This window comes from Chlamydia trachomatis A/HAR-13, assembly GCF_000012125.1.
GTDB classification, from domain to species: Bacteria; Chlamydiota; Chlamydiia; order Chlamydiales; family Chlamydiaceae; genus Chlamydia; species Chlamydia trachomatis.
Genome location: NC_007429.1, coordinates 680,693 through 707,039, shown reverse-complemented (window position 1 = coordinate 707,039; position 26,347 = coordinate 680,693). Strand labels below are relative to the sequence as shown.

Sequence of the window (26,347 nt, the reverse complement as noted above, 5' to 3'; positions counted from 1 at the left end):
AAGCAGCTTAAAAATTTTTGTTTTTAAGCTGCTTTATTTGTCTAACCAGCCAGTTTTCTTGTTAAACCAAGATAGATTTGGTTAAGAATTTGTAAAGATGTGGCTACTACCGTCCATTCTTGCTGCATGGCCGTCATATGCATTTGCATTTCCAGTTGGTAGTTCTGCCCCATATCTGCATAGGCTTGTTGGTCAGATTGCACACTTGCTTGTACGGGGAACAGTCCTCCGCTGATGATATTAGAAGGAAGTCCTGAGACAAGAGCATCTTCTAGAATTTCTAAACGTGCTTGCCACTGATCTTGTCCTCCGAACACGTGGAAAGTTCCTTTAGGGTCTGTTCCTGTATCGTTGCCTCCCTGGTTGCCATCACGAACTCCCACGCTGAGAGGATTCAGGTATACCTGTAATAAGACTAAAGAACCGCTAATGGCGTTGAGGTTGTCTGCGTATCCTTTTAAAGCATCTGTGATGCGTAATCTCTGTTCGTTAGTGATAACCTTATCGTTTTGGACTCGTTCCATCTGTTCTTGGACTACCTTTAGAGCTTGAGTAGCGTATTGCAGGTAGAGTTTAGCTTGTTGTTTTTCTAAAGCGAGTTTTGTTTCAGCTGTCTCTTTAGAGCCAGGGAAGGTATCCTGAGCCATAGCTGTCATAGGTTGTTGTCCAGCAAAGCTCGCAAAATTGAAGTAGGTAGCTCCATTCACGAATTGAGCAATAGCTTCAATCATAGCATTTCCAACACTAGAGCCGAAGTTACTGTAATACAGATCCGATTTCATCTGTGTTAAGTAATCAATCTCTTGAGGCATGTAGCGATCTATAAGGACCGAAGCAACTGCAGAAGGAAGGGGAAGAGAGCGAATTTCATAGGATTGTGCAAGGAGTTGGTAGGAAAAAAGGTCTGTTCGTAATTGATTTATCTTCTGTAAGAAGTTCTCACTTCCTTGTAAGGTTCCATCTAGTTTTGTACTTTCTACCTGTGCTAGAGCTCTAAATTTAAAAAAGGCTCTAGCGGAAGTCTCTGCATGGTTATTCGCTGCCAAAGTAATGTTGGGCAAGAATCCTATAGATCCAAAGTTAAGAAGGATTAGGTTAAGAGTGGCTTTGTTAGAACTTGTATCGTTTTCAGGCGGGCCGAAAATAGTATATTGTCTCTCTATACCATCAACCGTAGCTTTAAATTTCCCGTTTTCTTGTACAATTTTATTAATCGTAGATTTTAACGTTTGGGCTAAGGAAAAATCCGAGACGATAGTATTAGCTTGCGAGGTTAACGCTTGTTTGACTTCATCTGTCGTCACAGAGTCTTTAGAGGAGATGACTGTTGCAGACGTAAAGTAAGCCCAAACGGCACCGATGTAGTTACCTCCTGAGAAGTCATCAAGTTTCTTGACCGTTTCATTGACGAGATTTTTCTGTTTAGGAGTTAGTTCATGGAAACGAGTGTCAATGGCGCGCACTGCTTGCAGGGCTCCAGCAATTGATGCGTTCGTTACCTCTATAGTAGTCTCATTTAGTCCGATAGGAGCGAAACTCCCCATGATGAATTCAACGAGACTGCAAATGTTTGAGAACAGAGAGCTGTTGCGAGCGTTTATATAAATGGTCTCATTCAATACATTATCTAAGTTTTTGATAGATAACACTTGGTCTCTGTAAAGATCGGCAATATTACGGCAGAGTTCTATCTTATCGTTGCTGGAGAGAGAAGAATTGATGATAGCAGAAGATAGATCTTTACTCGTCTGTAAAATGGTATCAAATCCTTCGTCATTGAACGGTTCAACATACTCACGGAGAGTATCTATGATCATCTGTAATTCTTTAAAGGATTCGAATTCTGTAGCAGACAGTTTTGATTGGACCATGTTCAGGGTATCTTGAAGTCCTTCAATTCGTATGTCTGCAAATATCTGTTCTACAGAGCTATCTTCTCCGAAAGAATCCAATAATTGATTGGAAAAGAGTACTTTTTGATTTCCTTCAAATGGGAAAGTTTGAATAGCAGAAAAGATCTGGTCAGGAAGGAGATAAAATGTCTCTAAGTCTTCGTTAGATAGTTCTCTGTGATTAGCCTTATCTACTAGAGTAGTTAACGAATCAAATAAATCTGTCAGAGGCTTAAGGTCTGTTTGTGGAGGATTTTGTTGCCCAGCGATTTCCGTAGCTTTTGTTTTAGCTTCGTTTACGACAGAGAGAAAGCCAACCAATACATTGTGTACCCAGGCTTGTTTCGAAGCGTTATACAGAGGATTAGAAGAGGGTGGATCGTATGTGATTACAGCTGATTCATCTGAAGGCTGAGACGTGGTCGTTGGAGCGCTAGAAGATAGGGAAGCAACTAACTGTTCGTATTTCCCTTTCACATCATTATCTAAATCTAAAAGAGATAGAACATTCTGAATAGCGCTACGCTCTATTTCTGTTTTTTGAAACTGCATTACTTGATTCATGCAGAAAGTTTTATTCTTATGCGTAGGAAGAAATAATTCTTCTATTTTTGTGTAATCTTTTGAAACAGAGTTAATTTTATTAAATATGTTCATAGAACACATCTCAACTAATGTCTTTTATAAAAGATTACCATAAAAATTTTTATAAAAACAAACATAGAAAAAAACTTTTTTAAATAAGAAAATAAAAACATAAAAGTTTTTAGTTTTGTTTTTATGTCTTCTTACTATTTAAATTTTAGGCCAACTACTGTATCTGGAGAGGGTTTATTTAAGATTAAACTCGCCAATCCTGGCTCAGATTTTAAAAACCAAGCACGGCCAGCCATTGATATGGAGGAGTTAAACTCAGGACTTTATGTACTAAGACGTTTAGCTGTAGCTTTGGAAGCTGGATATTTGGGAGTTGGTTCTGTGGTCAATCCCTCTAACAGAATATTTCCTGGAGGAGACTGGGGGGTAAGAAGAGCCGCAGGAGGCAGAACTCCGGCAGCAGGTATTATTTCTGGTAGTACTATTGCAGATATTAAGCAAAGTACCGCTAAAGTATTAGTGACTACCATTACAGATAGTTTGAATGCTCTGATAGAAGACGTGCCAGAGTTACCTATGACTCAAGTAGCTGGTATATCGTCGACTTTAGTTTTAATGGCTACCTACCAGCAAAAACCCTCGCTTGATGAAACAGATCAGAAAGCTATTTTTGGTAGTGCATACATTCCTGCTGATACGTCCATTAAGGATGTCATTAAGAAAGAACAAGAAAAAGAGCTTCAAGAAGGTAAAGCTCGTATTACAGCTCAGTTAACAGCTCAAGGTGCTTCTAATCAGGTCATAGAGAAGTCTTTGGCTGATTATGAGAAGTATTATGTTAATGAGTACTTTGATACGCATGTGAAGGAAGCTTTGTGGAAGCATCGAGCAAGCATAGGAGAAAATATCCAGGAGATGCTGGACCAGTGTTTGGTTTTAGGCCTAGATGTTCCAGATTCTTTGACGAAAGAGAATATAAACGATGCTAACGCAAAGTTAGTGCTTCAAGCTTGGATGGAAGCTTTCAATAATGCTATGGAGGTTGAACCCGCTTTAGGTGGATCTAAAGAAGTCATTGATTCTGTGTTGAAAATGATTCCTTTTGCGAAGCCGGATGCTAATTTAAGCGCGGAGGATATTAGTAGTATTTACACACAAGCTGCCTTACCTTCTCCAGAGGTGATGGATTACTATCTGACTAGACAAGATGCAGGAGTTTGTAAGGGAGAGGTGGTTAAAGCCTTTCAGCAAGCAACGCAGAATCTCCAATCTGTACGTTCTAATGTAGAAGAGCAAATTAAAGAGTTAGAAGTTAAAAAGACATCCTTCTTACAAGCACAAGCGTCGTTAGAGAGTATGCTGGAAGGGGTAAAGCGTCTTAGCGACAATAAAGATTTTACTTCAGTGCGCTTAACCTCTGTTATGGAGTGTTATGCAGGACTCATGGCACTCTCGCAAATAGCTGGAGTTTTGGAGGACGAGGGACTCACTCTTATAACCAAATATGTGAATCAATTTTTACAACTCAATAACGCTAACACAGATCAAACGTTAGCACACGTTATATCCTACATGGTGGCCTATTGCGAGGTAGCTGAGAGCACAATGGCTAGTACGATTTCTGATGAGAATACAGTGATTCAAAAAGTTAGAAATAAATGGACAGAACTAACAAAACAAAAATTTTTTTCATCTTTTAATTCGACTATGCCTTCAGAAGAAGAATTGAAAAAAAATTATATTACAAATAAAAACAGTGTTTATCAAGCAAACTTTGGTAATTTTGTAGATAATGTAATTACGAGAAATTTAAATCTTTCGGATGCTGTTACTAAAGCACAGTCAATGTTGACAGAATTTCAAGGGAAAGCTACAGAATACCTGAGCAAATTCCAACAAGAGATAAATGAACTCAATCGGACTTACGACACATTAGATCCAGCTAAGGCTTCTTTTAATACTTCTACAGGGAGTACACCTTCTTTACGTGCACAGGCTGTAGATAGCTGGATCGACTCTACGAGTTTAGGTTCTGCTTTTATCCATCTCATTTTAAATACACAAATTCCTAAGCAGGAGAATTTCCTAAATCCTTTGATTCAAGAAGTGAACTTCAACAATGTCGCTGCTAACGCTGTTAACGACCTCCTATCCATTACTAATAACTTCTCTACCTCATCCGTTTACTACAATCTTTCTTCCTATCTTGTAGAAAGTAAGGAGGGAGAAAACTTATTTTGTGGGGATTTCTTTGAGTTCATGGGGGCTTTAGCTAAGGAACACGAATATATCGTTAGGGATATTAATAGCTGTTATCGCGCCGAGGCTTTTGGAGAAGCTTTACTAGCTAGAGTGGAAGCTTTAGCGCAAGGGCATAAAGTAACGGATGCACAAGCGAACAGCATGCGCACGCAAGCCAATCTGTATTTATCTTTTATTCGTATTATCGTGGAGCAGTTAGCAGTTTTAGACTCTCTGTTAAGAAGTCTTAATTATGAGGTTGAGAAGAAAGATAACAATTATGACAAGGATAAATATAAGATAACTGGACCTACAGATTGGATTTCGACATTGGCAAGTTTAGAAGGGTATGCAGCAAACGGATTTGATAATGCCAGTCCTTCAGGAGGATTGGGGCCCATGCATACGCTAGTACAAACGGATCAGCACGATTATCTAACACAGAGCCAAACGCAACAATTAAACTTGCAAAACCAAATGACGAACATTCAACAGGAATGGACGTTAGTTTCTACCTCTATGCAAGTTCTCAATGGGATTTTGTCTCATTTAGCAGCGGAAATTTACTCTAATTAAAAAAAAGCTCGCAGATATATACCTGCGAGCTTCAAGGATGTAGTGTTTGCAAACCTTAAAAAGCGAAAGAAAGAATAACATTTCCCAAAGCAGATAGGAAGCAGAAGATACCCACAATAAAAGCGGTATGCACGCCCATAAATGCTGTAGAAACTGCATCGCTGATAAAACAGAAAGCCTGAGCCAGCAAGTCAAAGATGCTGCAAAGCAAGTTGAACATACTTGCACGAGCTCTTTTAAGACGTGCCATGAAGCCGTTTTCTTTAGATGTTCCTTCTGTAGGTTTGTTCTGTTTGAGGTTCCCGAGAACTTCTCTTGAGTTTTCTGCGACATCGAAGGCGGAGCTGACAGTTCCAAATGCAGAAGCAGATAAGCCAATACCTGTTGCGTGTGCACCCAACTGGTAAACAGGGAAAGCTTGGGAGCCCATGAATTTCACGGTTCCAAGAACTTTGCTAGCTAAACGAGTTACTTTGCTGAGAAGTGATAGTGGAGATAGGAGCGTTCTTTGTTGCGAAACAGGATCTAGTTGGAAAGATCCATCAGGATTGGTTTTGAAGAATAACCCACCGGTTAGTAATTGTACAATTCCACACCCTGCTTGAACAGCATTACTTGCACTTCGAGCCGAGTCCAATGTGGTCTCTATAGTGGACAGCTGCTGTTGTTGCGTCTCAGAGACAGTGGTCCCTGGTGCTACTCTTGCTAAGGTGCAGGAAGAGGATATGAGGTCAAAAAGATCATCAACAGAGTTGAGCTTTGAGCGAAGGGATGTTGCGTTGCCTCGCAAAGTAGTTGCGGTTGCGGAAGATAGTAGTCTGCCCACTGGGCTTGCTATGGGTACCGTTGCTGCCATTGTGGAAACCTCCAAAAAAATTAAGGGCCTTTTGCGTCAAAAATCTTGTGAAACCAAAGGTTTATGACTCAAAAGGAGGCATATCGGGAAAGCATTGTAAAAAGAAATCGCTTTTAAATCGATGCAAATAAAATCTTTATCGACAAGAAACGATCCAAAAAGCCTCAGAAAGTGAGCGTGTTCATCAGCTTTTTGGACCTAAGATGATTAATTAGGAAAGAATAGAAAAAATTAAGCTGCGGGGCAAGCGCGTTCAGAAGTGCGGGATTTAACTCGATCAGCTTTACCTTTCTTAAAGATGCCTCGTTTTACAGCTTTATCTGCGATGCTGTAAACGGAACGCAACCCTGCCGAAATGGATTCCACATCACCCGATTGCACTGCCAATTCAAATTTTTTCAATATAGTTCTTACTTTTGATTTGAAGCTTTGATTACGCAATTGCTTTTTCTTAGAAGTGATAACTCTCTTCTCTGCAGAAGGGCGTTTTTGAGGTCCGACTTTCTTGCTCGGTTTTCTTGGTGCCATAATCTCTCCCAATTAGGCTATTTTTAACTGTTATCTTTAACGCAAAGAACAAACGCGACACCTCACAGCAATCTGCTGTGACTTTCGGCATGACATGAGAGTAGGATAGATGTTGTATCCGAAACTTTACGTCATCTCTGGAAGTGTCACTCCAGAGACCGACACAAAAACAGAAGTGTCGGCAGTAACGATGTCATCCGCTCAGACCTTACAGGTAACCCGGGACGGAACACGTGGAGATTTTAGGTGAAAAGACAATAAAATAGAAAGAAAAATAGGATAGATAAAATAAAGGAGGGGGGAAAGAGACCTATTTTAAAGGAAGTTTCAGTAGTTGCCAATATCATAGTAGATTCTAAAACAGTTGATATTCCAAAATTCAAAAAAACAATGATCAATCCCAAAATTCGCGATTTGTAGGGATATAGTTTGGGGATGCACTGCAGGCATGCAGTATGTGATGGGAAGGACCAATAGTATGACAAGGGGTTTTTTGAATAAGCGAAGAGTTCTAGAGAAATGTAGGACTGCCAAACAAAAAATACACTATTGTATTTCGCGATACTTTCATTACCTCCCACCCGTTTTGGCGATTCTCCTGCCTATAGGGAGTTGGCCTTTTTTGTCCGAGCAGCAATGGTGGTATGGTTCCTTTCTCTTCCCTGTTGTTTCTTCTTTAGGGTGGTTGTTCGCGATTGGGAGGCGAGAGCGGCAGTTGCGTGCCGCCGCTGGGCAGCTCCTTGAAGCAAAGATTCGTAAGCTTACAGAGCAAGACGAAGGATTAAAAAATATACGAGAGACTATTGAAAAGCGTCAAAAAGAAACGGATCGTTTAAAATTGCACAATGATAAGTTGGTGGAGCAATTGGGACAAGCTCGAGAAGTCTTTATTCAAGCCAAAGGGCGTTACGACCATATGGAGGAGTTGTCCCGAAGATTGAAAGAGGAAAACCAGCAATTACAAATACAGTTGGAAGCTGCCGTTCGTGAATGTAATGAGAAAATTTTAGAAAATCAAGAATTGCTTCAGGAGCTCAAAGAAACGCTTGCTTATCAGCAAGAGCTGCATGATGAATATCAAGCAACCTTTGTGGAGCAGCATAGCATGCTGGATAAGAGACAGGCTTATATTGGTAATTTGGAAGCAAAAGTACAAGACCTCATGTGCGAACTACGTAATCTATTGCAATTGGAAATGGGGGCTAAGACGAATTTACCAGGAAAGCCAGTAGCTTCTCGAGATGTAGTGGCTCAGCTGGTATTAGAGTTTCGTAAAATTGTTTTTCGTGTAGAGACAACGGAAGCGGCGGATTCTTTGACAGCTTTGCGGTATACAAGAACAGATCCGTCTGCCCATAACTACTCCTTAGCTTGTCGGCAATTATTCGATGGGTTGAGAGAAGAAAATCTAGGGATGCTATTTATTTATGCTCCCTTTGCGCAAAGAGTCCTTTTTGCCAATGCTTTGTTTAACGATTGGACGGGATACGGATTAGAAGATTTTTTAAACAGAGAGAGCGATGTTGTTCTTGAGGGATTCGCGCAATGGGAGCGGGATCTTTTAACAGAATCTAGAGTAGAACGTTCTGGTAAAATTGTTATTAAAACAAAAGCTTTTGGGGCGACTCCCTTCTATTATTGTGTAGTCACGTTAGATAAGGGTCCTTTTGCTCAACATATACTAGGGGTTTTGTACCCTGCAAAAGCCAGTTTTTTTACAAATCTTTCCTATATTTAGGGATAAGTAGAAAAGACGGGAGGGGTTTTTCTAGGCCTAAATCTGATCAACAGGCTTTTTTTTATCTAAAAATCCCTAGATTTCTTGTTTTTCTTAAGATAAACTGTCACTTTCTAGGCCGATTTTTCCTTAGTTTTAATTTGTCAGCATGCGCATGGATACGCTAGATAGTCAAGCTGCCGAGGCAGCTCAAGAAGAAGAAATCCAAAGAAAGTTAGAAGAGTTAGTCACTCTTGCTAAGGATCAAGGGTTCATCACGTATGAAGAAATCAATGAAATTCTTCCTCCTTCTTTCGATACGCCAGAACAGATCGATCAAGTTTTAATTTTTCTGGCGGGAATGGATGTTCAAGTCCTGAACCAAGCAGATGTAGAGCGACAGAAAGAAAGAAAAAAGGAAGCAAAAGAGCTAGAAGGGTTAGCTAAGCGTTCTGAAGGAACGCCAGATGATCCTGTTCGTATGTATTTGAAAGAAATGGGAACCGTTCCTCTACTTACTAGAGAGGAAGAGGTGGAAATTTCTAAGAGAATAGAAAAAGCTCAAGTTCAAATAGAAAGAATTATTTTGCGCTTCCGCTATTCTACAAAGGAAGCTGTGTCGATCGCGCAGTATCTCATCAATGGTAAAGAACGATTTGATAAGATCGTTTCTGAAAAGGAAGTAGAAGATAAGACACACTTCCTTAATCTTCTGCCCAAACTCATCTCTTTATTGAAAGAAGAAGATGCATATTTGGAAGAGCGGCTTCTTGCTTTAAAAGATCCGGCGTTGTCCAAGCCAGATCAGGCAAGGTTGAATGACGAGCTGGAGAAATGCCGTATCCGTACACAAGCGTATTTGCGGTGTTTCCATTGTCGTCATAATGTGACGGAAGATTTCGGAGAGGTGGTTTTTAAGGCTTATGATTCATTCTTGCAGTTAGAACAGCAAATCAATGATTTGAAAGCGCGAGCTGAAAGAAATAAGTTTGCCGCAGCGAAACTTGCTGCAGCGCGGCGAAAGCTTCACAAGCGTGAGGTAGCGGCTGGACGCACTCTTGAAGAGTTTAAAAAAGATGTGCGGATGTTACAGCGTTGGATGGACAAGAGCCAGGAAGCCAAAAAAGAGATGGTGGAGTCCAACTTACGGTTGGTAATTTCTATCGCGAAAAAATATACCAACAGAGGGCTGTCTTTCTTGGATCTGATTCAAGAAGGTAATATGGGCTTGATGAAGGCTGTTGAGAAGTTTGAGTATCGTAGAGGATACAAGTTTTCAACTTATGCCACGTGGTGGATTCGTCAGGCTGTTACACGGGCTATTGCGGATCAAGCACGAACGATCCGCATTCCTGTTCACATGATAGAAACCATCAATAAAGTGCTTCGTGGAGCTAAAAAATTAATGATGGAAACAGGGAAAGAGCCTACTCCGGAAGAGCTCGGAGAGGAATTGGGCTTTACTCCAGATCGTGTTCGAGAAATCTATAAAATAGCTCAACACCCGATTTCTTTGCAAGCAGAGGTCGGAGATGGTGGGGAGAGCTCTTTTGGAGATTTCTTGGAAGATACTGCTGTTGAATCTCCAGCGGAGGCAACAGGGTATTCCATGTTAAAAGATAAAATGAAAGAAGTTTTGAAAACGCTTACGGACCGTGAGCGTTTTGTTTTGATTCATCGGTTTGGTCTTCTTGATGGTCGTCCCAAGACTTTGGAAGAGGTGGGTTCTGCATTCAATGTAACACGAGAGCGGATTCGCCAAATTGAAGCTAAAGCTTTACGAAAGATGCGTCATCCTATCCGTTCCAAACAGTTGCGAGCGTTCCTAGATCTATTGGAAGAAGAAAAAATTGGTTCGGGTAAGATTAAAAGTTATAAAAATTAGTCTTGCTGCCTACAAGGAGTGTTGTTGTATCGTTTAGATATAGCGGATTTTCGCGTTTGGGTATCTATAGGAGTCTCAGAACAAGAACGGCATTATCCGCAGCCCGTTCTTGTTTCTTTATCTCTTTTTTTTAAAGAAGAGCCAAAGGCTTGTTCCACGGACAAAGTCTCTGATAGCGTGTGTTATGCAGAGCTTGTTTCTCTTATTGAAGAAGTTGCAACGAATAATCCTTGTGCTTTAATTGAACGTTTAGCTAAGGTTTTGCTGGAAAAAATAGAAAAGGCTTTGGCTGGACAAGTTTCTAGGATTGACTTGCGAGTAAGTAAAGAGCGTCCTCCGATCCCAGATCTACTCAGTCCTGTAAGTTTCAGCATAAGTAGAGAGGTGCCATGACTAGTTGGAATTTTGTTTGTTTAAGTTTGGGTTCCAATTTAGGTAACCGGCATGAGCATATAAGACGCGCTTATGCAAGTTTAAAGAAGGCTGGGATCCGAAATTTAAAAAGTTCTGTGATTTTAGAGACGAAGGCTTTGTTGTTAGAAGGGGCTCCGAAAGAATGGGATCTTCCTTATTTTAACTCTGTGGTTATTGGGGAAACGCAGCTATCTCCAGACGAGTTAATTGAAGAAATCAAGATGATAGAAAGTCGTTTTGGACAAGATGCTTCTTTGAAATGGGGGCCTCGACCGATTGATATTGATGTGCTTTTCTATGGAGACGAAGCTTTTTCTTATCATAGTGACAAATGTACAATCCCACATCCTAAGGTATTAGAAAGACCTTTTCTTCTTTCTATGATAGCTTCTTTATGTCCGTATCGTCGTTTCCGTTTGGAAGGATCTTCTTGTAATGGGAAAACGTTTGCAGAGCTTGCTGCTATTTATCCATTGACGGAGGAGGATGCGTTAGGCAGTTTCGGTTCTGCTACCCAAATTATGGGTATTGTTAATATTACGGATAACTCGATCTCCGATACAGGATTGTTTCTGGAGGCGAGAAGAGCCGCAGCCCATGCTGAGAGACTCTTTGCAGAAGGAGCTTCTATTATTGATTTAGGGGCGCAAGCAACCAATCCTCGTGTAAAAGATTTAGGAAGCGTAGAACAAGAGTGGGAGCGTCTAGAACCTGTTTTGCGTTTATTAGCGGAGCGGTGGGGGGCTGCTCAACAATGCCCTGATGTATCTATCGATACATTTCGTCCAGAGATTATTCGACGAGCTGTTGAAGTATTTCCGATTCGTTGGATCAATGATGTTTCTGGAGGCTCTTTGGAAATGGCTCATTTGGCGAAGGAGTTTGGGCTACGGCTATTAATAAATCATTCGTGTTCGCTGCCTCCAAGACCAGATTGTGTACTTTCTTATGAAGAATCTCCTATTGAGCAAATGTTGCGTTGGGGAGAGTCTCAGTTAGAACAATTTGCTCAAGTAGGTTTAGATACAAGTTGGCAAGTTGTTTTCGATCCAGGAATAGGATTTGGGAAGACTCCCGTTCAGTCGATGTTATTGATGGATGGAGTAAAGCAGTTTAAACGTGTTTTAGAGTGTCCTGTATTAATAGGCCATTCTAGAAAATCGTGTTTGAGTATGTTGGGCCGATTTAATAGTAACGATCGTGATTGGGAAACGATCGGCTGTTCTGTATCTCTTCATGATCGAGGAGTTGATTATCTACGCGTGCATCAGGTTGAAGGTAACAGACGTGCCTTAGCCGCTGCTGCTTGGGCTGGTATGTTTGTATGATCCAAGCAACAGGTATCGTTGCTATTGATCCCAGAGGAGTGATGGGAGCTTTAGGCAAGCTCCCTTGGAGTTATCCCGAAGATCTACGTTTTTTTGCAGAAACCATTCGAAATCATCCCATCATTATGGGACGAAAGACTTGGGAGTCTCTTCCAGACAAGTATAAGCATGGGCGGGATATCGTTGTCTTTTCTCGCAGGATGCATCCACCACAATGCATAGGAGTTTCTTCCTTTGCAGAGTATGGGACACTATCTTTGAATCATCCGTTTTTAATTGGGGGAGCGGAGCTCTTTGAAAGTTTTTTCCAACAAAACCTTCTGAAAGCTTGTTTTGTCACACATATCAAAAAGGAATATTGGGGCGATACTTTCTTCCCTATCACGCGATTATCAGGATGGAAGAAGGAATGTATTTGTAATACAGAGGATTTCAGTATTTATTATTATGAAAATAACTCCGATCAAAACACGTAAAGTATTTGCACATGATTCGCTTCAAGAGATCTTGCAAGAGGCTTTGCCGCCTCTGCAAGAACGGAGTGTGGTAGTTGTCTCTTCAAAGATTGTGAGTTTATGTGAAGGCGCTGTCGCTGATGCAAGAATGTGCAAAGCAGAGCTGATAAAAAAAGAAGCGGATGCTTATTTGTTTTGTGAGAAAAGCGGGATATATCTAACGAAAAAAGAAGGTATTTTGATTCCTTCTGCAGGGATTGATGAATCGAATACGGACCAGCCTTTTGTTTTATATCCTAAAGATATTTTGGGATCGTGTAATCGCATCGGAGAATGGTTAAGAAATTATTTTCGAGTGAAAGAGCTAGGCGTAATCATTACAGATAGCCATACTACTCCAATGCGGCGTGGAGTACTGGGTATCGGGCTGTGTTGGTATGGATTTTCTCCATTACACAACTATATAGGATCGCTAGATTGTTTCGGTCGTCCCTTACAGATGACGCAAAGTAATCTTGTAGATGCCTTAGCAGTTGCGGCTGTTGTTTGTATGGGAGAGGGGAATGAGCAAACACCGTTAGCGGTGATAGAGCAGGCACCTAATATGGTCTACCATTCACATCCTACTTCTCGAGAAGAGTATTGTTCTTTGCGCATAGATGAAACAGAGGACTTATACGGACCTTTTTTGCAAGCGGTTACGTGGAGTCAAGAAAAGAAATGATGGAGGTGTTTATGAATTTTTTAGATCAGTTAGATTTAATTATTCAAAATAAGCATATGCTAGAACACACATTTTATGTGAAATGGTCGAAGGGGGAGCTTACTAAAGAGCAATTACAGGCGTATGCCAAAGACTATTATTTACATATCAAAGCCTTTCCTAAATATTTATCTGCGATTCATAGTCGTTGCGATGATTTAGAGGCGCGTAAGTTATTGTTAGATAACTTGATGGATGAAGAGAACGGTTACCCTAATCATATTGATTTGTGGAAGCAGTTTGTGTTTGCTCTAGGAGTTACTCCAGAAGAGTTAGAGGCTCATGAGCCTAGTGAAGCAGCAAAAGCGAAAGTAGCTACTTTCATGCGGTGGTGTACAGGAGATTCTTTAGCTGCAGGAGTGGCTGCTTTGTATTCTTATGAGAGTCAAATTCCACGTATCGCTAGAGAGAAAATTCGTGGATTGACTGAGTACTTTGGATTTTCCAATCCTGAAGACTATGCATATTTCACAGAACATGAAGAAGCGGATGTGCGGCATGCTAGAGAAGAAAAAGCGCTCATTGAGAAGCTTCTCAAAGATGACGCTGATAAAGTGTTAGAGGCATCGCAAGAAGTAACGCAATCTTTGTATGGCTTTTTAGATTCTTTTTTGGATCCAGGAACTTGTTGTAGTTGTCATCAATCTTATTAAAATGATCTGACAGCTTCTGTCAGCCCAGAACAAGAGAAGTTGTTCTGGGCTTTTTATTTCCATTTTATTTCTAGTTCAAGGGATGTAAAGCAGCTTTACATATCCGATTAGATAGTATGTCGAGAATTCTCTGTGCGTGTTGTTGTTAAAACAGAGCATAGGTGTTTGCGTTGGTGCGCAGGGAGGATATTCAGTTGCGAACGATATTTGGCTACTGTGCGTCGTGCGCAGGGGATGCCCTTCTCAATAATTTTTTGGCTAATAGCTGCATCAGATAGAGGATGTTTTTCTGTAGAAATCCACTGGTGGATCCAATGCAAAATAGTTGCTTTAGATTGATCGGGGCAGGATCCAACCGCTTGTGGAAATAGCGATCGCATAGGGAGTAATCCAACAGGGGTTGCTAACGTTTTATTATCAATGGCACGACAAACGGTAGCTTCATGAAGAGAGAGTTCGCGAGCTATTTGTTTTACAGAAAAAGCTTTAGGAGAGGTGCGTTTTTTAAGAAGGAACTCTTCTTGGTAGGGGATGAGAACTCGAAGGATAGCCAATAACGTTTCTTCTCGTTTTTTTACATTGCGAAGCAATTGTTTTGCTGCTCGGATTTGTTGCGATAGGTGGTCTTTCTCTTCACGAGGAAGAGAAGGATAGATATCTAGTACGGTGTTGTTGAGTCTAATAGAGGGGAGACAATCTTTATTAATAGAGACATCCCAAGAAGAGTTTCGCGAGAAGGAAAGGTAGGCATCAGGAAGCGCTGGAGCAGGGGGGAGAAGTGTCTCGGAAAAGCCTGCTGCTGGACACCAAGGGATGGAAGCAAAAGCGTGTCTAAGAAACGTAAGAATCTCTGTTGTGGTTGCATGCATTTTCCTAGCGATAGTAGTGAAATCACAACGAGCTAATCTAGGGAAATGGTTGCGAATAATAGCTAAAGCCTCCTTATGGGGAGATGTCTGTAGTAGCGATACCCAGTAGGACTGTAGGGAAGGCGCTCCGACTCCTAAAGGATGTAATTGTTGGATACGTTGCCATACCTTGTGGAAAAGGTGTTCGGAGACGTTTAAATCTGCAGCCACAAGACTAGGATTTTCTAAAAAGAGTCCTTCTGGGGAGAGGTTGCCTACAATATACTGAGCTATAGTACGTTCCTGAGAAGAGGCAAAATTGGTATCAATTTGCCGAAGAAGGTATGCGGATAGAGTTTCTGTAAAAGGATGCTGTTCGCTAATAGGGAAAAACGAAAAAGATTCTGGAGGAGAATCTAAGCTATCGAGATCAAAACAGGGATTGATAGTGATTTGCTGGGACACAAATGTTGCGAGTTCAGCAACTGGCATCTGTAGCATATCCAGTCCCTGTTGAAGATGTAAAGCAGGACAAAGAGCTACAGATGCTGTTTGATGCTGATGCAACATAGGTTAAACAAATTTTAAAAGAGCCCTCGGAAGCTCGCTAATAAATCTGCTGGGGACCATGGTGCGTTCCGTTCCCCAAAGGAATCGGGTTTTTGCTCGAGATAAATAGAGATACTCTTGTGCTCGGGTAATTCCCACGTAACACAATCTCCGTTCCTCTTCAATATTTTCATGCATACCTTTCGAGTTGGCATGAGGAAGAAGGTTTTCTTCAAGACCTACCAGAAAGACTACAGGAAACTCTAACCCTTTACTGTTATGGATCGTCATGAGCTTGAGGCGATCATGGGAACTTGCTGTTTCATCTGCGGAACTTTTTAGAGCTAGATCTTCTAGGAAACCAGGCAAGTTTTCACTGCTTTTACCCCATGTTTGCGTTTCTGCTAATAATTGCTCTAAGTTGTTTTTTCTATCTTCATAGGTTTCAGGATCTTCTTTGAGGATGGAGAGGTAATCCGTGATGCGGATCGTTTCATTGATGAATTCATGAAGATCGCAGTTTCCGTATAGCTGCTCCATTTGATGGAAATGAGTCAAATAAGAGAAAAGCCCTTGCTGTTGTTTTTTAGTTAAACGGATAGATTTTTTCTCTAATACGTCCCAACAAGCCTGCAATATAGGTAGGTCTGTTGTTTTGGCATAGTTCATAAGAGCGGCTAATGTGGTAGCTCCAATACCGCATTTTTTCAGGCTAATGGTTCGCTCAAAGGCTGCCATGTCGTAGTTATTAGAAAATAAGCGAAGGAAAGCAAGAATATCTTGGATTTCTCTACGCTTGTAGAAGGAAATGCCACCTATAATTTCATAGGGATAACCTCGCTTAAGAAGAGCCGCTTCGAACGATTGAGACTGAAAGTTCGTTCGATATAAAATACAAATGTCAGAGAGAGGGATATCTTTATAGGAATGAAGATTAGAGATTTCCTCTAAGACTTGCTCTGCCTCATCGCGGTCATTTTTCCCTGTAAAACAGAAAATTTTATCTCCAGGCCCTTTTACACTACGCAATGTTTTTTCTAAGCGTGCAGAATTATTTTGAATCAGAGCATTAGCGGCTTCTAGGATGGTCCCACAAGAACGATAGTTTTCTTCTAAGCGAACAACTAAAGCCTGCGAATAATCTTGCTCAAAGTTTAAGATATTAGAGATGTTGGCGCCTCTCCAAGAATATATAGATTGGTCGGGATCTCCAACGACAAAGATATTGTTATGAGCCGCAGCAAGACGTTTGGCAATGAGATATTGCGCGTGGTTGGTGTCTTGATACTCATCTATCAACAAGGCTTTCCAATGATTAGCGTATTCTTGCTGGACTTCAGGTGTGCGCAACAGTTTTTCTGTTAGGAATAACAGATCATCGAAATCTAGAGCGTTCGCAGCACGTAACTGTTCTTGGTATTCAGCATAAACGGTGCGAGTAGGGTCTGGATATTCTTTGGAATCGAGATCTTCAGGACTCTGCAAGCGATTTTTTGCTTGAGAGATAGTAAATTGCATTGCATTGCAAAGCTTTTTATCGAGGTTCAGCTTGCGTAAGCATTGCTTAATTAATTTTTCAGAATCACTCTGATCATAAATAACAAAATTCGACTGTCTATCTAACAAATGAATAGAGCGTCGCAGGATATAAACGCTAAGACTATGGAATGTGCTTACCATAGGTACGTCTGAATATCCTAGCTCACGACATTGCGATTGGACACGTTCTTTTAGTTCGTTAGCTGCTTTGTTCGTGAACGTAATAGCTAAAATTTGTTTAGGATCGAGCCGGGATTCTTCTATTAAATAAAGGATTCGATGAGTGACTACTCGAGTTTTCCCTGCTCCAGCTCCAGCTAAGACCAGGACTGGTTGTAGTGGCGCCGTGACGGCAGTAACTTGTGCTGCATTTAATTCGGATGTAAGCATACGTATGTAATATATATTTTCGGGTTCGAAGAAAATTTTCGAGAATGCATATACTCTATGCCTTAGATTAAGGAGAGTGTATGCACGAGGCTTTTACTATAGAGCAACTCCCCCCGTCTTGGCAAGAACAGCTTAAAGATGAATGGTCTCAGCCTTATTGGTCCCAGTTGCTTGCTTTTTTAAAAAGTGAATACGCACAAGCAACGATCTACCCTAAAAAAGAAAATGTTTTTGCAGCTTTGCAGAGTACTCCTTTCGATCAAGTGCGGGTAGTGATTCTTGGACAAGATCCGTATCATGGAGAAGGGCAGGCGCACGGCTTGAGTTTTAGTGTTCCTAGAGGGCAGGCATTACCTCCATCTTTGCGTAATATTTTTCAGGAACTCCATACCGATTTAGGGATTCGTAATGAATCTGGGTGTTTGCAAGCCTGGGCAGATCAAGGTGTTCTTCTTTTGAACACCGTGCTCACAGTTCGCGCAGGGGAAGCCTTCTCTCATGCAGGACGAGGATGGGAACGTTTTACCGATGCTATTGTGACTAAATTAATTCAAAATAGAACGCACGTAATCTTTGTTTTATGGGGGAATGCTGCGCGGCAAAAATGTAATCTGCTTTTCCAGACTAAGCATCAACATGCGGTTCTTGCTTGCCCGCATCCGTCTCCACTGGCTGCACATAGAGGGTTCTTTGGGTGTTGCCACTTTTCAAAAATTAATTATCTGCTTAAAAAACAGGGAAAGACGATGATTAATTGGAAGATAGAATGATCGACGGGATTCAGACGTGTTCTTTTAGCCCTACGCATCGCTTAACTGCGAAATCCGCAGTGAGTATAGAGATGCCTTTAGCAACACAAAATCTTCAAGAGGGAGCTTTGGTCAATGCAAAGCTCGAAGCGGATTTCGCGAGAGCAGAGCAGATTCTTACAGAGATGCAAGAAATCCGTTCTAGTTTAGAGAGGTCTTTAGAGACTCTCTTTCCCCGCGAGTAAGTGATTTGCGAGAACCGTTTCCACATAGGGCTGTAATTTGACTAATGCTTTTGCTCTGTGAGAAACTTGGTTTTTAATTGCCTCTGGTAATTCGGCATAAGTTTGCTTGTAGTCATGTTTTACAAACAAAGGATCATATCCAAACCCTGAGGAACCGCGTTCCTCAAACGCAATCGTTCCTTCGCAAGAGGCGTGAGCTTTGAAGATCTTTCCAAAAGGAGAAATTAAAGCGACGCAGCATTCAAAATAAGCCGATCGGTCGATAGTATTTTCTAAAAGACGCATGTTCTCAAGAAGTTTTTTGCGATGATCTTTATCGTTTGCCTGTTCTCCAGCAAAAGAAGCGGATAATTTTCCTGGGAGTCCACCTAAAGCTGGAATGATAAGCATAGAATCATCAGCAATAGTCCAACAACGAAAGGTTTGAGCTGCAAATAAGCCTTTCTGAATAGCATTTTCTTCTGGGGTTTCGCCAGTTTCCTTAGGGGGGTGGTAGGATGGGTAGTCTACAAGCGAGAAGATATCAAACTCTCCTAGTTTTTTTAGAAAAACCTTGGTTTCGCGCACCTTATATCCATGAGAACTGGCTATAAGAATTTTCATAAAAATCCCTTTGGATGACAAAAAAAAGAAACAGCACCTCTGTATAGAGAGTATGGGCAGGATGATAGCGGCGATAAGAATTTTCTTTCACTAAGCTTTTTTATTTTAAGAGGTTTCCAACAGGGTTGCTGTAGATCAAAAAAACAAAAATCAGGAAGATAAGGTTTCCCTTGTCAAAGAGAGATCCAAAGGAGATTATGAAAACAATCTGTAAGCTAGTGATCCTTGCGCTACTATTTCCTAATGTGAGCTATGCTCTTGTACAGGTAGGCTTGGAACGCGTGTTTCAAGAAGAAAAATATCTTGAGAAAATACGTGGCAAGCGGGTTGCATTGATTTCTCATAGTGCAGCCATTAATCGACAAGGGGAACATTCGCTTTGTGTTTTTAACAAGCATAAAGGGGTTTGTAAGCTCAGTGCTTTATGCACACTAGAACATGGGTATTTTGGGGCATCCATTGCTGAGACACCAGGATATGATCCTATCTTAGAAGATATCCCAGTCATTTCTCTATTTGCTTCTAAAGAGATTCCTGCTGAAGTCATTGAGGCCTGCGATGTTTTTGTGTACGATGTACAAGATATTGGTGTGCGGTCCTATTCATTCATTTCTGCATTGTTGCAAGTCGTAAAAGCATCTGCGAGCAGCAAGAAGGAATTAATTGTTCTGGATCGTCCCAATCCTATGGGAGGGAATCTTGTCGATGGCCCTCTCCCTGATAAAGAGGCTTTCCCTGCGATTCCCTATTGCTATGGGATGACACCAGGTGAACTAGCTTTATTGTATCGAGCTCGATATGCACCCAATGCCTCGGTGACAGTTGTCCCTATGCAAGGGTGGAAGCGCTCCATGATTTTTGCTGATACAGGATTGATTTGGGTTCCTACAAGTCCTCAGATTCCAGATGCGCAGTCTGCATATTTTTACGCTACAACAGGTATTATAGGAGCTTTATCTATCACAAACATAGGGATAGGCTATACGCTTCCCTTTAAAGTTTTAGGGGCTCCCTGGATGGATGGGTGTAAGGTCGCTCAGGAGTTAAATAAAGCGCGGCTACCAGGCGTCCATTTTCTTCCTTTTATGTATGAGCCGTTTTTTGGGAAATTTAAAATGGAAATGTGTTCTGGAGTTTTGGTCGTACTTCAAGATCCTAAACAATTTCTTCCTATGGAAACACAAAGTGTGATTTTGGGAGTTTTGAAAACTTTATACCCTAAAGAGGTAGAGCAAGCCTTCTTATTATTAGATCGGTTAGTGCCTCGACGTAAGGCAATTCAAAATTTATTAGGGCATTCGGAATTTTTGAATGTCTGTTTACACAAAAAGTATATCACATGGCCGTTACGAACTCTGTGTGCGGAAGGTAGAAAACAATTTATAGAACAGCGACAACCCTTCCTTCTCCCAGAATATGCTCGATAGATATCCAAAGATGGTTGTTTGACAAGAATAAATCGCCTTTCTATATCCAAGACTGCAGCTGATAGAGGAATAGGATTTGTCTAATAGTTTTCGAGACCAAGAACAAGGTTTACAGGCAGTCTTTCGCGCCGCGCGTGTAATATCTCATATGTTTTCTCAGACAATCGGTCCTTATGGGTTTAGCACGATTGTTCATAATGTCCAGGATACGCGGACAACGCAAGATAGTCAGAGTATGCTGAAGGATATTCTGTTTCCAGATGTCTTTGAAAATATAGGTATGAAACTCATCCGAGATACTGCCTTGCGAACTCGTATGCGATTCGGAGATGGGGCAAAAACCACAGCTTTACTAATAGAAGCGTTATTAGCGGAGGGCATGACAGGTATCCAGAAAGGTTTGGATCCTCATGAAATCCATCGAGGAATGCTTCTTGCGGAAAAGAAAATCCAAGAGGTTTTTTATAGAGAAACATTTCCTCTAAGCGATCTGGAACATACAGTGTATGTATCCAGTATCGCGCGACGTTGTAATAGCGAAATCGCGTCTGTTTTATCTAGCGCAGTGGGTTATGGAGGGAAGAACGGTTACTATATCGTAGAAGAACATGAAGAGCATGAAACATACTGGCATGCCGAAGAGCATGCTGTGTGGGATTTTGGATATGCTTCTCCTTACTTTATTACGCATGCGGAAACAGGAACGGTAGAATATAGCCAGGTTTATATTTTAGTTAGTGAACAGCCGCTGCATTATTCGAACCCATCTTTTTTAACATTTCTTCAATCAGTTGTTCAGGCAGGGAAAACACCGCTTGTGATTTTAGCAGAAGCTTTTGATAAAGAATTATTAGCTATGCTGGAAATGAATCAAATAGAGAGGGTTTTCCCTGTCTGTGCTGTGAAAGTATCTGGGAAGCACGCCCGGGAATCTTTAGAGGACATTGCGGTATTAACCGGAGCTACATTGCTCTCAGAAATGGATTTCGAAGACAGCGAGGAAGAGAGAATCACAAATCGATTAGGCTTTGTAGCAGGAATTTGTGTTTCTTCTACCAGTCTTTGTGTCCCTAGAGAAACAGACAATAAGCAGAGAATGGCAGAACACTGTGCTTTTTTACAGGATAAATTGAGTTTCTCACAGGAAGAAGAGGCTAGCGCTAGGTTGAGAAGGAGATTGGCAAGGCTTTCTTCAGGCGAAGTATGTATTCATATTGCTGCAGACTGTATTCCTCAGGAGGAGATAGGTTATATCACCTCTTCTATACGAGCCATGACAGAATCTTTACGATCAGGATGCTTGCCTGGAGGTGGGTGCGCATTCATTCGAGCGGCAAGAGAAATTTCTGTTCCGCTTGCTCTTTCTCCTAGTGAGCGTTTTGGTTTTCTTGCTGTGCTTAGTGCCGCAGAGAAGCCTTTTCGTGCCATTGTTACTCGCAGCAGAAGAGTGGAGGAGGAGGTGTTCTCTGAAGTCTTCTCTCAAGCGGACTGGCGAGTAGGATTTAACGGAGTTTCTGGATTTGTGGAAGATATGTTTCGCAAGGGATTTGTGATGGAGCCTCTTGTATTCAGTATGCTTTAAGTCATGCAGTGGGGACGACTGGTCTGTTGTTAACATCTGCGCTCTTTATAGCTTCGCAGGAGCCGATGTTGAGAGAGGAAAATTCTGAAGAATAACAATAGTTTTCTGTTAAAACATTCTTTAATAGAAGGTTTTTTCTATTTCTGAGGAGAATTTCTTGATCATTTAGCGAAAGCATGGTATCCTCCTGCCCTATAGTTTTTTATGCACCAGTAGCTCAGTGGATAGAGTACCTGGCTACGAACCAGGTGGTCAGAGGTTCAAATCCTCTTTGGTGCGTTGTTTCTTTCTAGGAGGAGTATTATGGGATCACTAGTTGGAAGACAGGCTCCGGATTTTTCTGGTAAAGCCGTTGTTTGTGGAGAAGAGAAAGAAATCTCTCTAGCAGACTTTCGTGGTAAGTATGTAGTGCTCTTCTTTTATCCTAAAGATTTTACCTATGTTTGTCCTACAGAATTGCATGCTTTTCAAGATAGATTGGTAGATTTTGAAGAGCGAGGTGCAGTCGTGCTTGGTTGCTCCGTTGACGACATTGAGACACATTCTCGTTGGCTCGCTGTAGCGAGAAATGCAGGAGGAATAGAGGGAACAGAATATCCTCTGTTAGCAGACCCTTCTTTTAAAATATCAGAAGCTTTTGGTGTTTTGAATCCTGAAGGATCGCTCGCTTTAAGAGCGACTTTCCTTATCGATAAATATGGGGTTGTTCGTCATGCGGTTATCAATGATCTTCCTTTAGGGCGTTCCATTGACGAGGAATTGCGTATTTTAGATTCATTGATCTTCTTTGAGAACCACGGAATGGTTTGTCCAGCTAACTGGCGTTCTGGAGAGCGTGGAATGGTGCCTTCTGAAGAGGGATTAAAAGAATATTTCCAGACGATGGATTAAGCATCTTTGAAGGTAAGAAAGTCGTACAGATCTTGATCTGAAAAGAGAAGAAGGCTTTTTAATTTTCTGCAGAGAGCCAGCGAGGCTTCAATAATGTTGAAGTCTCCGACACCAGGCAATGCTAAGGCGATGATATTAGTTAGTGAAGTCTGAGTATTAAGGAAATGAAGGCCAAAGAAATAGCTATCAATAAAGAAGCCTTCTTCCTTGACTCTAAAGAATAGTATGTCGTATCCCTGCATAATAGCTTGCACAGCAAGCGAAATACCTGAGGGCGAGTCTCGTCCATGACCAAAGTTGTTATGTAGATCTGTTAGTGAAGAGCAGAGGTATGCAGACTCAAAGCTTCCCTTCTCTGCTTCGCCAAACACTGCAACAGTAAATTTCATCCCACATGCTAGTTAGTTCCTTAATTGGGGATCCTACAGCAGACTTTGTTTATTATCTAGAAAAGAGCAGCTATTCCTTTTTCGGAAGGCGAATTCTTTGATCTGTAAAAATAGTATCCGAATTTAGTTTATTAAGTTTTTTTAATTCTACGACGGGGATGTTATATTTACTCGCGATCTTGCTCAGGGTCTCTCCTTGTTTAACAATATGAATATGTTCCGGGGTTTCACCAGTTAGGAAATCAATATAATTTTCTGGAGAAGAGCCATCAACGAGAGCTTGTAAAGAGTTACGAAGCGCTCGCAAATTTTGTGCTAATTTTTTTTGTTCTTGTTGGATTTCTTGTAATTTATTTTGTACAGAAGACCGAATATCTTGGACGGATTGCGAAAGAATCGCCAGTGTTTTTGCCAAAGCTTTTTGGTCCGTTTCTAGTCGCTGAACTTGTCGAGGTAGGTTATGATCTTGTGTTGACGAAAGTTGCTGTAGTTTCGTGTCTTGCTCATCGAGGCGTTCAGAGATCATAGCAAGCTCATTGTGATGAGCGTGTAGACGAGAGGAGGTGTCTTCGACTTCGGCTAGAATAGCCTGCAAAGACGGTGCTTTACCTGCGCCGTAAACAGACGAACTTAACCCTAAAAGGGTTATTAAGAATAAGCGATTAGCGAGCATGGATCTTAAATTCAGTACGACGATTTTGTTGCCAAGCTAATTCATTATGGCCTGGATGAACAGGATGTTCTTTTCCGTAAGAAATAGTGAATAAGCGGTCTGCAGCGATTCCCTGTTTGATGAGGTATTGTTTTACAGCATTCGCACGACGAGCTCCTAAAGCTAGGTTATAAGCTGCAGCTCCACGTTCATCTGTATGGCCCTCTATATATAGCGTAGCTTTAGGAGATTTATGCAAATGACGAACTAAGCTTGCAAGAATCGTGAGGTTATCCTCTCCTTTAATAGAATAACTATCTGTAGCGAAAGTGATATTTCGGAAAGAGGTACTCTGTGCGCTCGTTTTGTACAGCTGCTCTTCTTTGGAATCAAAATCTTCAACAAAAGCTTGTTGAATTTCTTCATCGGAGTAGAAAGGTACGAATCCAAAAGAGGATTTACGAGGTCTTGCGGAGTCGCAACCATGGCATTCCCAATCTCTGCAAGGATAAGAGCATGAAGAAAGAAAAAGAAGGGAGAATAATAAATTAAACGCTTTAAAAATAGTCTTTCTCATGAGGTTTTCTTTATATGTTGTGAAGGAAATGCTCCCCAGCATGGGAAACGTTTCTCTCCTGATCCTATAACAATTTTCCTACTTTTTTTGGTAATTAGGCTCAGCAGGAATAGTTCGGATGTATTGGAAGATCCGGCACTATAAACAAGGTGGTTACTATCCGCAGCCCAAGAAGGGCTTTCTTTATGTTCAGTAGATGTAGTTAATTGCTCATCTCTTCCTGAAGCCAGATCATACACACAAATCTGACGGACACCTTTAATGACTGAGCAGAAGGCTATTTTTTTACCATCTGGAGACCATGTTGGGCAACTGCTATTTCGATATTTTTTTGTTAGTAAGCGAGGAGAATGTTGTTCGGGAGAGATTTGCATCTGATAAATACGAGGCGTTCCGTCTTTGTTAGAAACAAAAACTAAACGGGTGCCGTCAGGGCTAAAGGAAGGGTTTCCTTGTGTTCCAAAAGCTTCATTTAGGAGTTTTTTTGGTGTGCCAATTGCTCCGGTAGCTAGTGAGAATGATTGTACAAAAAGATCAGGATTGCCGTCTCTATCAGAAATAAAGGCGAGGAGTTTAGTTTTAGGAGAGAAAGTCGGCATAAACTGATTCCCTTGCATAGCAAGGATTTTTTTCCCTGCAGGCTGGTTCAGAGTATTCAGAAAGATTTTTGGGACCCCTAATTTGTAGGAAACATACATATAAGCGGGAATGTGACTGATATGCATCCAGGTTGGAGTTACAGATAAGGAATGTTCATTGGTAAGTGGGTAAAGATGTTGTCCATCGTAATCAACGGACCAGAGTTCCCCTTGTTTTAATTCTGTGGAAGAGTTTGTAGCACATAGGGAAAAAATAATTTTTCCTGAGCTAATTCCAGGAACGCGTGTAAGAAGAAAATGGATGCGATCTGCAGCCTCATGAATCGCTTGATGATCTTTAGAAGGATCTCCAGAGAGCTCTAGAGAGAAAATTTTTTGAGATCCTTTACCCTCTTTTTTTAAAGAAAAAATCAGTTCTGGATAGGACGCTTCTATAAAGATCGTTTGCGGAGCCAGCTCTTTTGTAGGCGCCAACAGGTCTCCTAAAGCCAAATCGCGAGCAAATAAGTCTCGGAGGGATGCAAGATAGGAAGCTTGACGAGAGTCTTTTGGTGATGAGAGCAAAGAGACTGCGATTGGAAGGAGAGAGCTTTCCGATCGTACATGAATTTCCAAATCTTCACAGTGGAGAGTGGAAGGGAGAAGACAAAGTAGACAGAGAAGAGAACGGAGAAACACAACGGAGCCTTTCATCAAGCAGAATTTCCCTGCAGTCTAATATGAAAAACGATATTTTTCGAGGTTTTGTATGCGCTAAAGAAAGATTGAAAAGGAATTTTCTGAATTTGGTTCAGGATATGTTGTTTATCAGCATGGCTAATAGTAGATAAGATTGAGCAATGGAGAAGAGCGCCTTCACTAGAAAATTCTAGTTTTAGGCGAACCTCTCCAGGGAAAGGAAGACTCACGTACTGCTGAAATAAAGCACAGAAGGCATCTTGCTGATAGGATGTGTTTTCAGTAAGAACTTGCGCTTGAGCAGGCCAAGAAAATTGTGCGATGTAGGATTCTTGTGTCTCAGCCTCTTCGGCCAGCTGATTAGCTAGTTGAGCTAATTTTTTGAGAGTAGCTTGTTTTTTCTCTGGTGTCTCATTACGCGGCGTAGGACTCGCTTTGTTTGGTTTTTGAGGAGATTTTTGAGGGTTAGAGATCACGGGAGGTTTTGCAGCTTTTTTCTCGGGAGCTGGAGCGTTTTTTACCGGTTTACGAATAGGTTGTGGAGAGGGAGTCTGTAAAGTGGTAGTGATTTTAGGTTCAGGGGGTAGGGCGACGATACGTTCTTTAAAAGGGGAGAGACGAGGCTTCTTTTTTTGAGGCGCGGAGAAAAAGAGCATTCCTCCAAGAGCAATATGGATGATTATAGAAGTGCAAAGAAAAGGGGCATATTGAAATTTTGGCATAG

General features: G+C 41.3%; 23 protein-coding genes, 1 tRNA gene and 1 pseudogene. 14 read left to right on the top strand and 11 right to left on the bottom strand.

Translation table 11 applies throughout. The features are described 5' to 3' along the window. Positions 1–41 precede the first annotated feature (41 nt). Positions 42–2,558, bottom strand: a complete 2,517-nt coding sequence (locus tag CTA_RS03355) for a CT620/CT621 family type III secretion system effector (RefSeq protein WP_011324797.1) — start codon at positions 2,556–2,558, stop codon at positions 42–44. 114 nt (positions 2,559–2,672) lie between these two features. Between CTA_RS03355 and CTA_RS03350 the strand changes: the two genes are divergently transcribed. Beyond that, on the top strand, positions 2,673–5,306 hold the full coding sequence (locus tag CTA_RS03350; protein ID WP_011324796.1) for a CT620/CT621 family type III secretion system effector: 2,634 nt from the start codon (positions 2,673–2,675) through the stop codon (positions 5,304–5,306). 55 nt (positions 5,307–5,361) lie between these two features. Here the strand turns inward: CTA_RS03350 and CTA_RS03345 are convergent, their stop codons facing one another. Continuing rightward, positions 5,362–6,162 carry a hypothetical protein gene (locus CTA_RS03345; RefSeq protein WP_011324795.1) on the bottom strand — a complete coding sequence of 267 codons (801 nt, stop codon included), beginning with the start codon at positions 6,160–6,162 and terminating at the stop codon, positions 5,362–5,364. Between the two features lie 231 nt (positions 6,163–6,393). After that, positions 6,394–6,690 (bottom strand): 30S ribosomal protein S20, encoded by a 297-nt coding sequence (gene rpsT / locus CTA_RS03340; RefSeq protein ID WP_009871985.1) that lies wholly within the window; start codon positions 6,688–6,690, stop codon positions 6,394–6,396. Between the two features lie 448 nt (positions 6,691–7,138). On the opposite strand from rpsT, the gene CTA_RS03335 reads away from it, so the two are divergent. The 7 genes from CTA_RS03335 to CTA_RS03305 all read left to right on the top strand — a co-directional run bounded on the left by CTA_RS03335 (position 7,139) and on the right by CTA_RS03305 (position 13,905). Continuing rightward, the gene (locus tag CTA_RS03335; RefSeq protein WP_011324794.1) at positions 7,139–8,428 is read left to right on the top strand and encodes a hypothetical protein; all 1,290 of its coding nucleotides are present in this window, start codon (positions 7,139–7,141) and stop codon (positions 8,426–8,428) included. Positions 8,429–8,576: 148 nt separating this feature from the next. Next, positions 8,577–10,292, top strand: a complete 1,716-nt coding sequence (locus CTA_RS03330; protein WP_009871983.1) for an RNA polymerase sigma factor — start codon at positions 8,577–8,579, stop codon at positions 10,290–10,292. A gap of 18 nt (positions 10,293–10,310) precedes the next feature. Next, positions 10,311–10,685 (top strand): dihydroneopterin aldolase, encoded by a 375-nt coding sequence (gene folB / locus CTA_RS03325; protein WP_009871982.1) that lies wholly within the window; start codon positions 10,311–10,313, stop codon positions 10,683–10,685. Further along, positions 10,682–12,034, top strand: coding sequence for a dihydropteroate synthase (gene folP / locus CTA_RS03320; RefSeq protein ID WP_009871981.1), 1,353 nt, complete (start codon positions 10,682–10,684; stop codon positions 12,032–12,034). The genes folB and folP overlap by 4 nt, the downstream gene beginning before the upstream one ends. Next, complete coding sequence (locus CTA_RS03315; protein WP_009871980.1) at positions 12,031–12,510, top strand: dihydrofolate reductase; 480 nt, start codon at positions 12,031–12,033, stop codon at positions 12,508–12,510. Before folP ends, CTA_RS03315 begins: the two co-directional genes overlap by 4 nt. Then, positions 12,482–13,213 (top strand): putative folate metabolism gamma-glutamate ligase, encoded by a 732-nt coding sequence (locus CTA_RS03310; protein WP_009871979.1) that lies wholly within the window; start codon positions 12,482–12,484, stop codon positions 13,211–13,213. The genes CTA_RS03315 and CTA_RS03310 overlap by 29 nt, the downstream gene beginning before the upstream one ends. Next, the gene (locus CTA_RS03305; protein ID WP_011324793.1) at positions 13,210–13,905 is read left to right on the top strand and encodes a CADD family putative folate metabolism protein; all 696 of its coding nucleotides are present in this window, start codon (positions 13,210–13,212) and stop codon (positions 13,903–13,905) included. Before CTA_RS03310 ends, CTA_RS03305 begins: the two co-directional genes overlap by 4 nt. Before the next feature lie 107 nt (positions 13,906–14,012). Here CTA_RS03305 and rpoN read toward each other — a convergent pair whose 3' ends face one another. Together rpoN and CTA_RS03295 are read right to left on the bottom strand one after the other, a co-directional pair. Next, entirely contained in the window at positions 14,013–15,323 is a 1,311-nt protein-coding gene (gene rpoN, locus CTA_RS03300) for an RNA polymerase factor sigma-54 (protein ID WP_011324792.1), read from the bottom strand. Positions 15,324–15,326: 3 nt separating this feature from the next. Continuing rightward, the gene (locus CTA_RS03295) at positions 15,327–17,231 is read right to left on the bottom strand and encodes an ATP-dependent helicase (RefSeq protein WP_010725272.1); all 1,905 of its coding nucleotides are present in this window, start codon (positions 17,229–17,231) and stop codon (positions 15,327–15,329) included. A gap of 80 nt (positions 17,232–17,311) precedes the next feature. On the opposite strand from CTA_RS03295, the gene ung reads away from it, so the two are divergent. Continuing rightward, positions 17,312–18,001, top strand: a complete 690-nt coding sequence (ung, locus tag CTA_RS03290) for a uracil-DNA glycosylase (protein WP_009871975.1) — start codon at positions 17,312–17,314, stop codon at positions 17,999–18,001. Further along, complete coding sequence (locus tag CTA_RS03285) at positions 17,986–18,225, top strand: hypothetical protein (protein WP_010725271.1); 240 nt, start codon at positions 17,986–17,988, stop codon at positions 18,223–18,225. The genes ung and CTA_RS03285 overlap by 16 nt, the downstream gene beginning before the upstream one ends. Here CTA_RS03285 and CTA_RS03280 read toward each other — a convergent pair. Next, positions 18,199–18,828: a non-canonical purine NTP pyrophosphatase gene (locus CTA_RS03280; protein WP_009871973.1), complete on the bottom strand. Its 630-nt coding sequence runs from the start codon at positions 18,826–18,828 to the stop codon at positions 18,199–18,201. The two genes, CTA_RS03285 and CTA_RS03280, sit on opposite strands and share 27 nt — an antisense overlap. Positions 18,829–19,025: 197 nt before the next feature. Here CTA_RS03280 and CTA_RS03275 point away from each other — a divergent pair, with 197 nt between their 5' ends. From CTA_RS03275 to CTA_RS03260, 4 genes and pseudogenes are all read left to right on the top strand, one after another. Further along, on the top strand, positions 19,026–20,255 hold the full coding sequence (locus CTA_RS03275) for a DUF1343 domain-containing protein (protein WP_009871972.1): 1,230 nt from the start codon (positions 19,026–19,028) through the stop codon (positions 20,253–20,255). A 76-nt stretch (positions 20,256–20,331) separates the two neighbouring features. Then, positions 20,332–21,932 (top strand): annotated as a pseudogene (gene groEL2, locus CTA_RS03270) (variant chaperonin GroEL2). Between the two features lie 111 nt (positions 21,933–22,043). Further along, positions 22,044–22,116, top strand: a tRNA-Arg gene (locus CTA_RS03265). 24 nt (positions 22,117–22,140) lie between these two features. Continuing rightward, positions 22,141–22,728: a peroxiredoxin gene (locus CTA_RS03260; protein ID WP_009871970.1), complete on the top strand. Its 588-nt coding sequence runs from the start codon at positions 22,141–22,143 to the stop codon at positions 22,726–22,728. On the opposite strand, the gene CTA_RS03255 is transcribed toward CTA_RS03260, so the two are convergent. From CTA_RS03255 to CTA_RS03235, 5 genes are all read right to left on the bottom strand, one after another. Continuing rightward, positions 22,725–23,117 (bottom strand): membrane protein, encoded by a 393-nt coding sequence (locus tag CTA_RS03255; protein ID WP_011324789.1) that lies wholly within the window; start codon positions 23,115–23,117, stop codon positions 22,725–22,727. The genes CTA_RS03260 and CTA_RS03255 overlap by 4 nt on opposite strands. A gap of 70 nt (positions 23,118–23,187) precedes the next feature. Beyond that, positions 23,188–23,790 carry a LysM peptidoglycan-binding domain-containing protein gene (locus CTA_RS03250; RefSeq protein WP_011324788.1) on the bottom strand — a complete coding sequence of 201 codons (603 nt, stop codon included), beginning with the start codon at positions 23,788–23,790 and terminating at the stop codon, positions 23,188–23,190. Then, positions 23,780–24,346, bottom strand: a complete 567-nt coding sequence (locus CTA_RS03245) for an OmpA family protein (protein ID WP_009871967.1) — start codon at positions 24,344–24,346, stop codon at positions 23,780–23,782. The genes CTA_RS03250 and CTA_RS03245 overlap by 11 nt, the downstream gene beginning before the upstream one ends. Next, a complete protein-coding gene (gene tolB, locus CTA_RS03240) occupies positions 24,343–25,638 on the bottom strand; it encodes a Tol-Pal system protein TolB (RefSeq protein ID WP_009873932.1) in 1,296 nt (431 codons plus the stop codon). Before tolB ends, CTA_RS03245 begins: the two co-directional genes overlap by 4 nt. Continuing rightward, positions 25,638–26,345 carry an inclusion-associated protein gene (locus tag CTA_RS03235; protein ID WP_011324787.1) on the bottom strand — a complete coding sequence of 236 codons (708 nt, stop codon included), beginning with the start codon at positions 26,343–26,345 and terminating at the stop codon, positions 25,638–25,640. The genes tolB and CTA_RS03235 overlap by 1 nt, the downstream gene beginning before the upstream one ends. Positions 26,346–26,347: the final 2 nt, after the last annotated feature.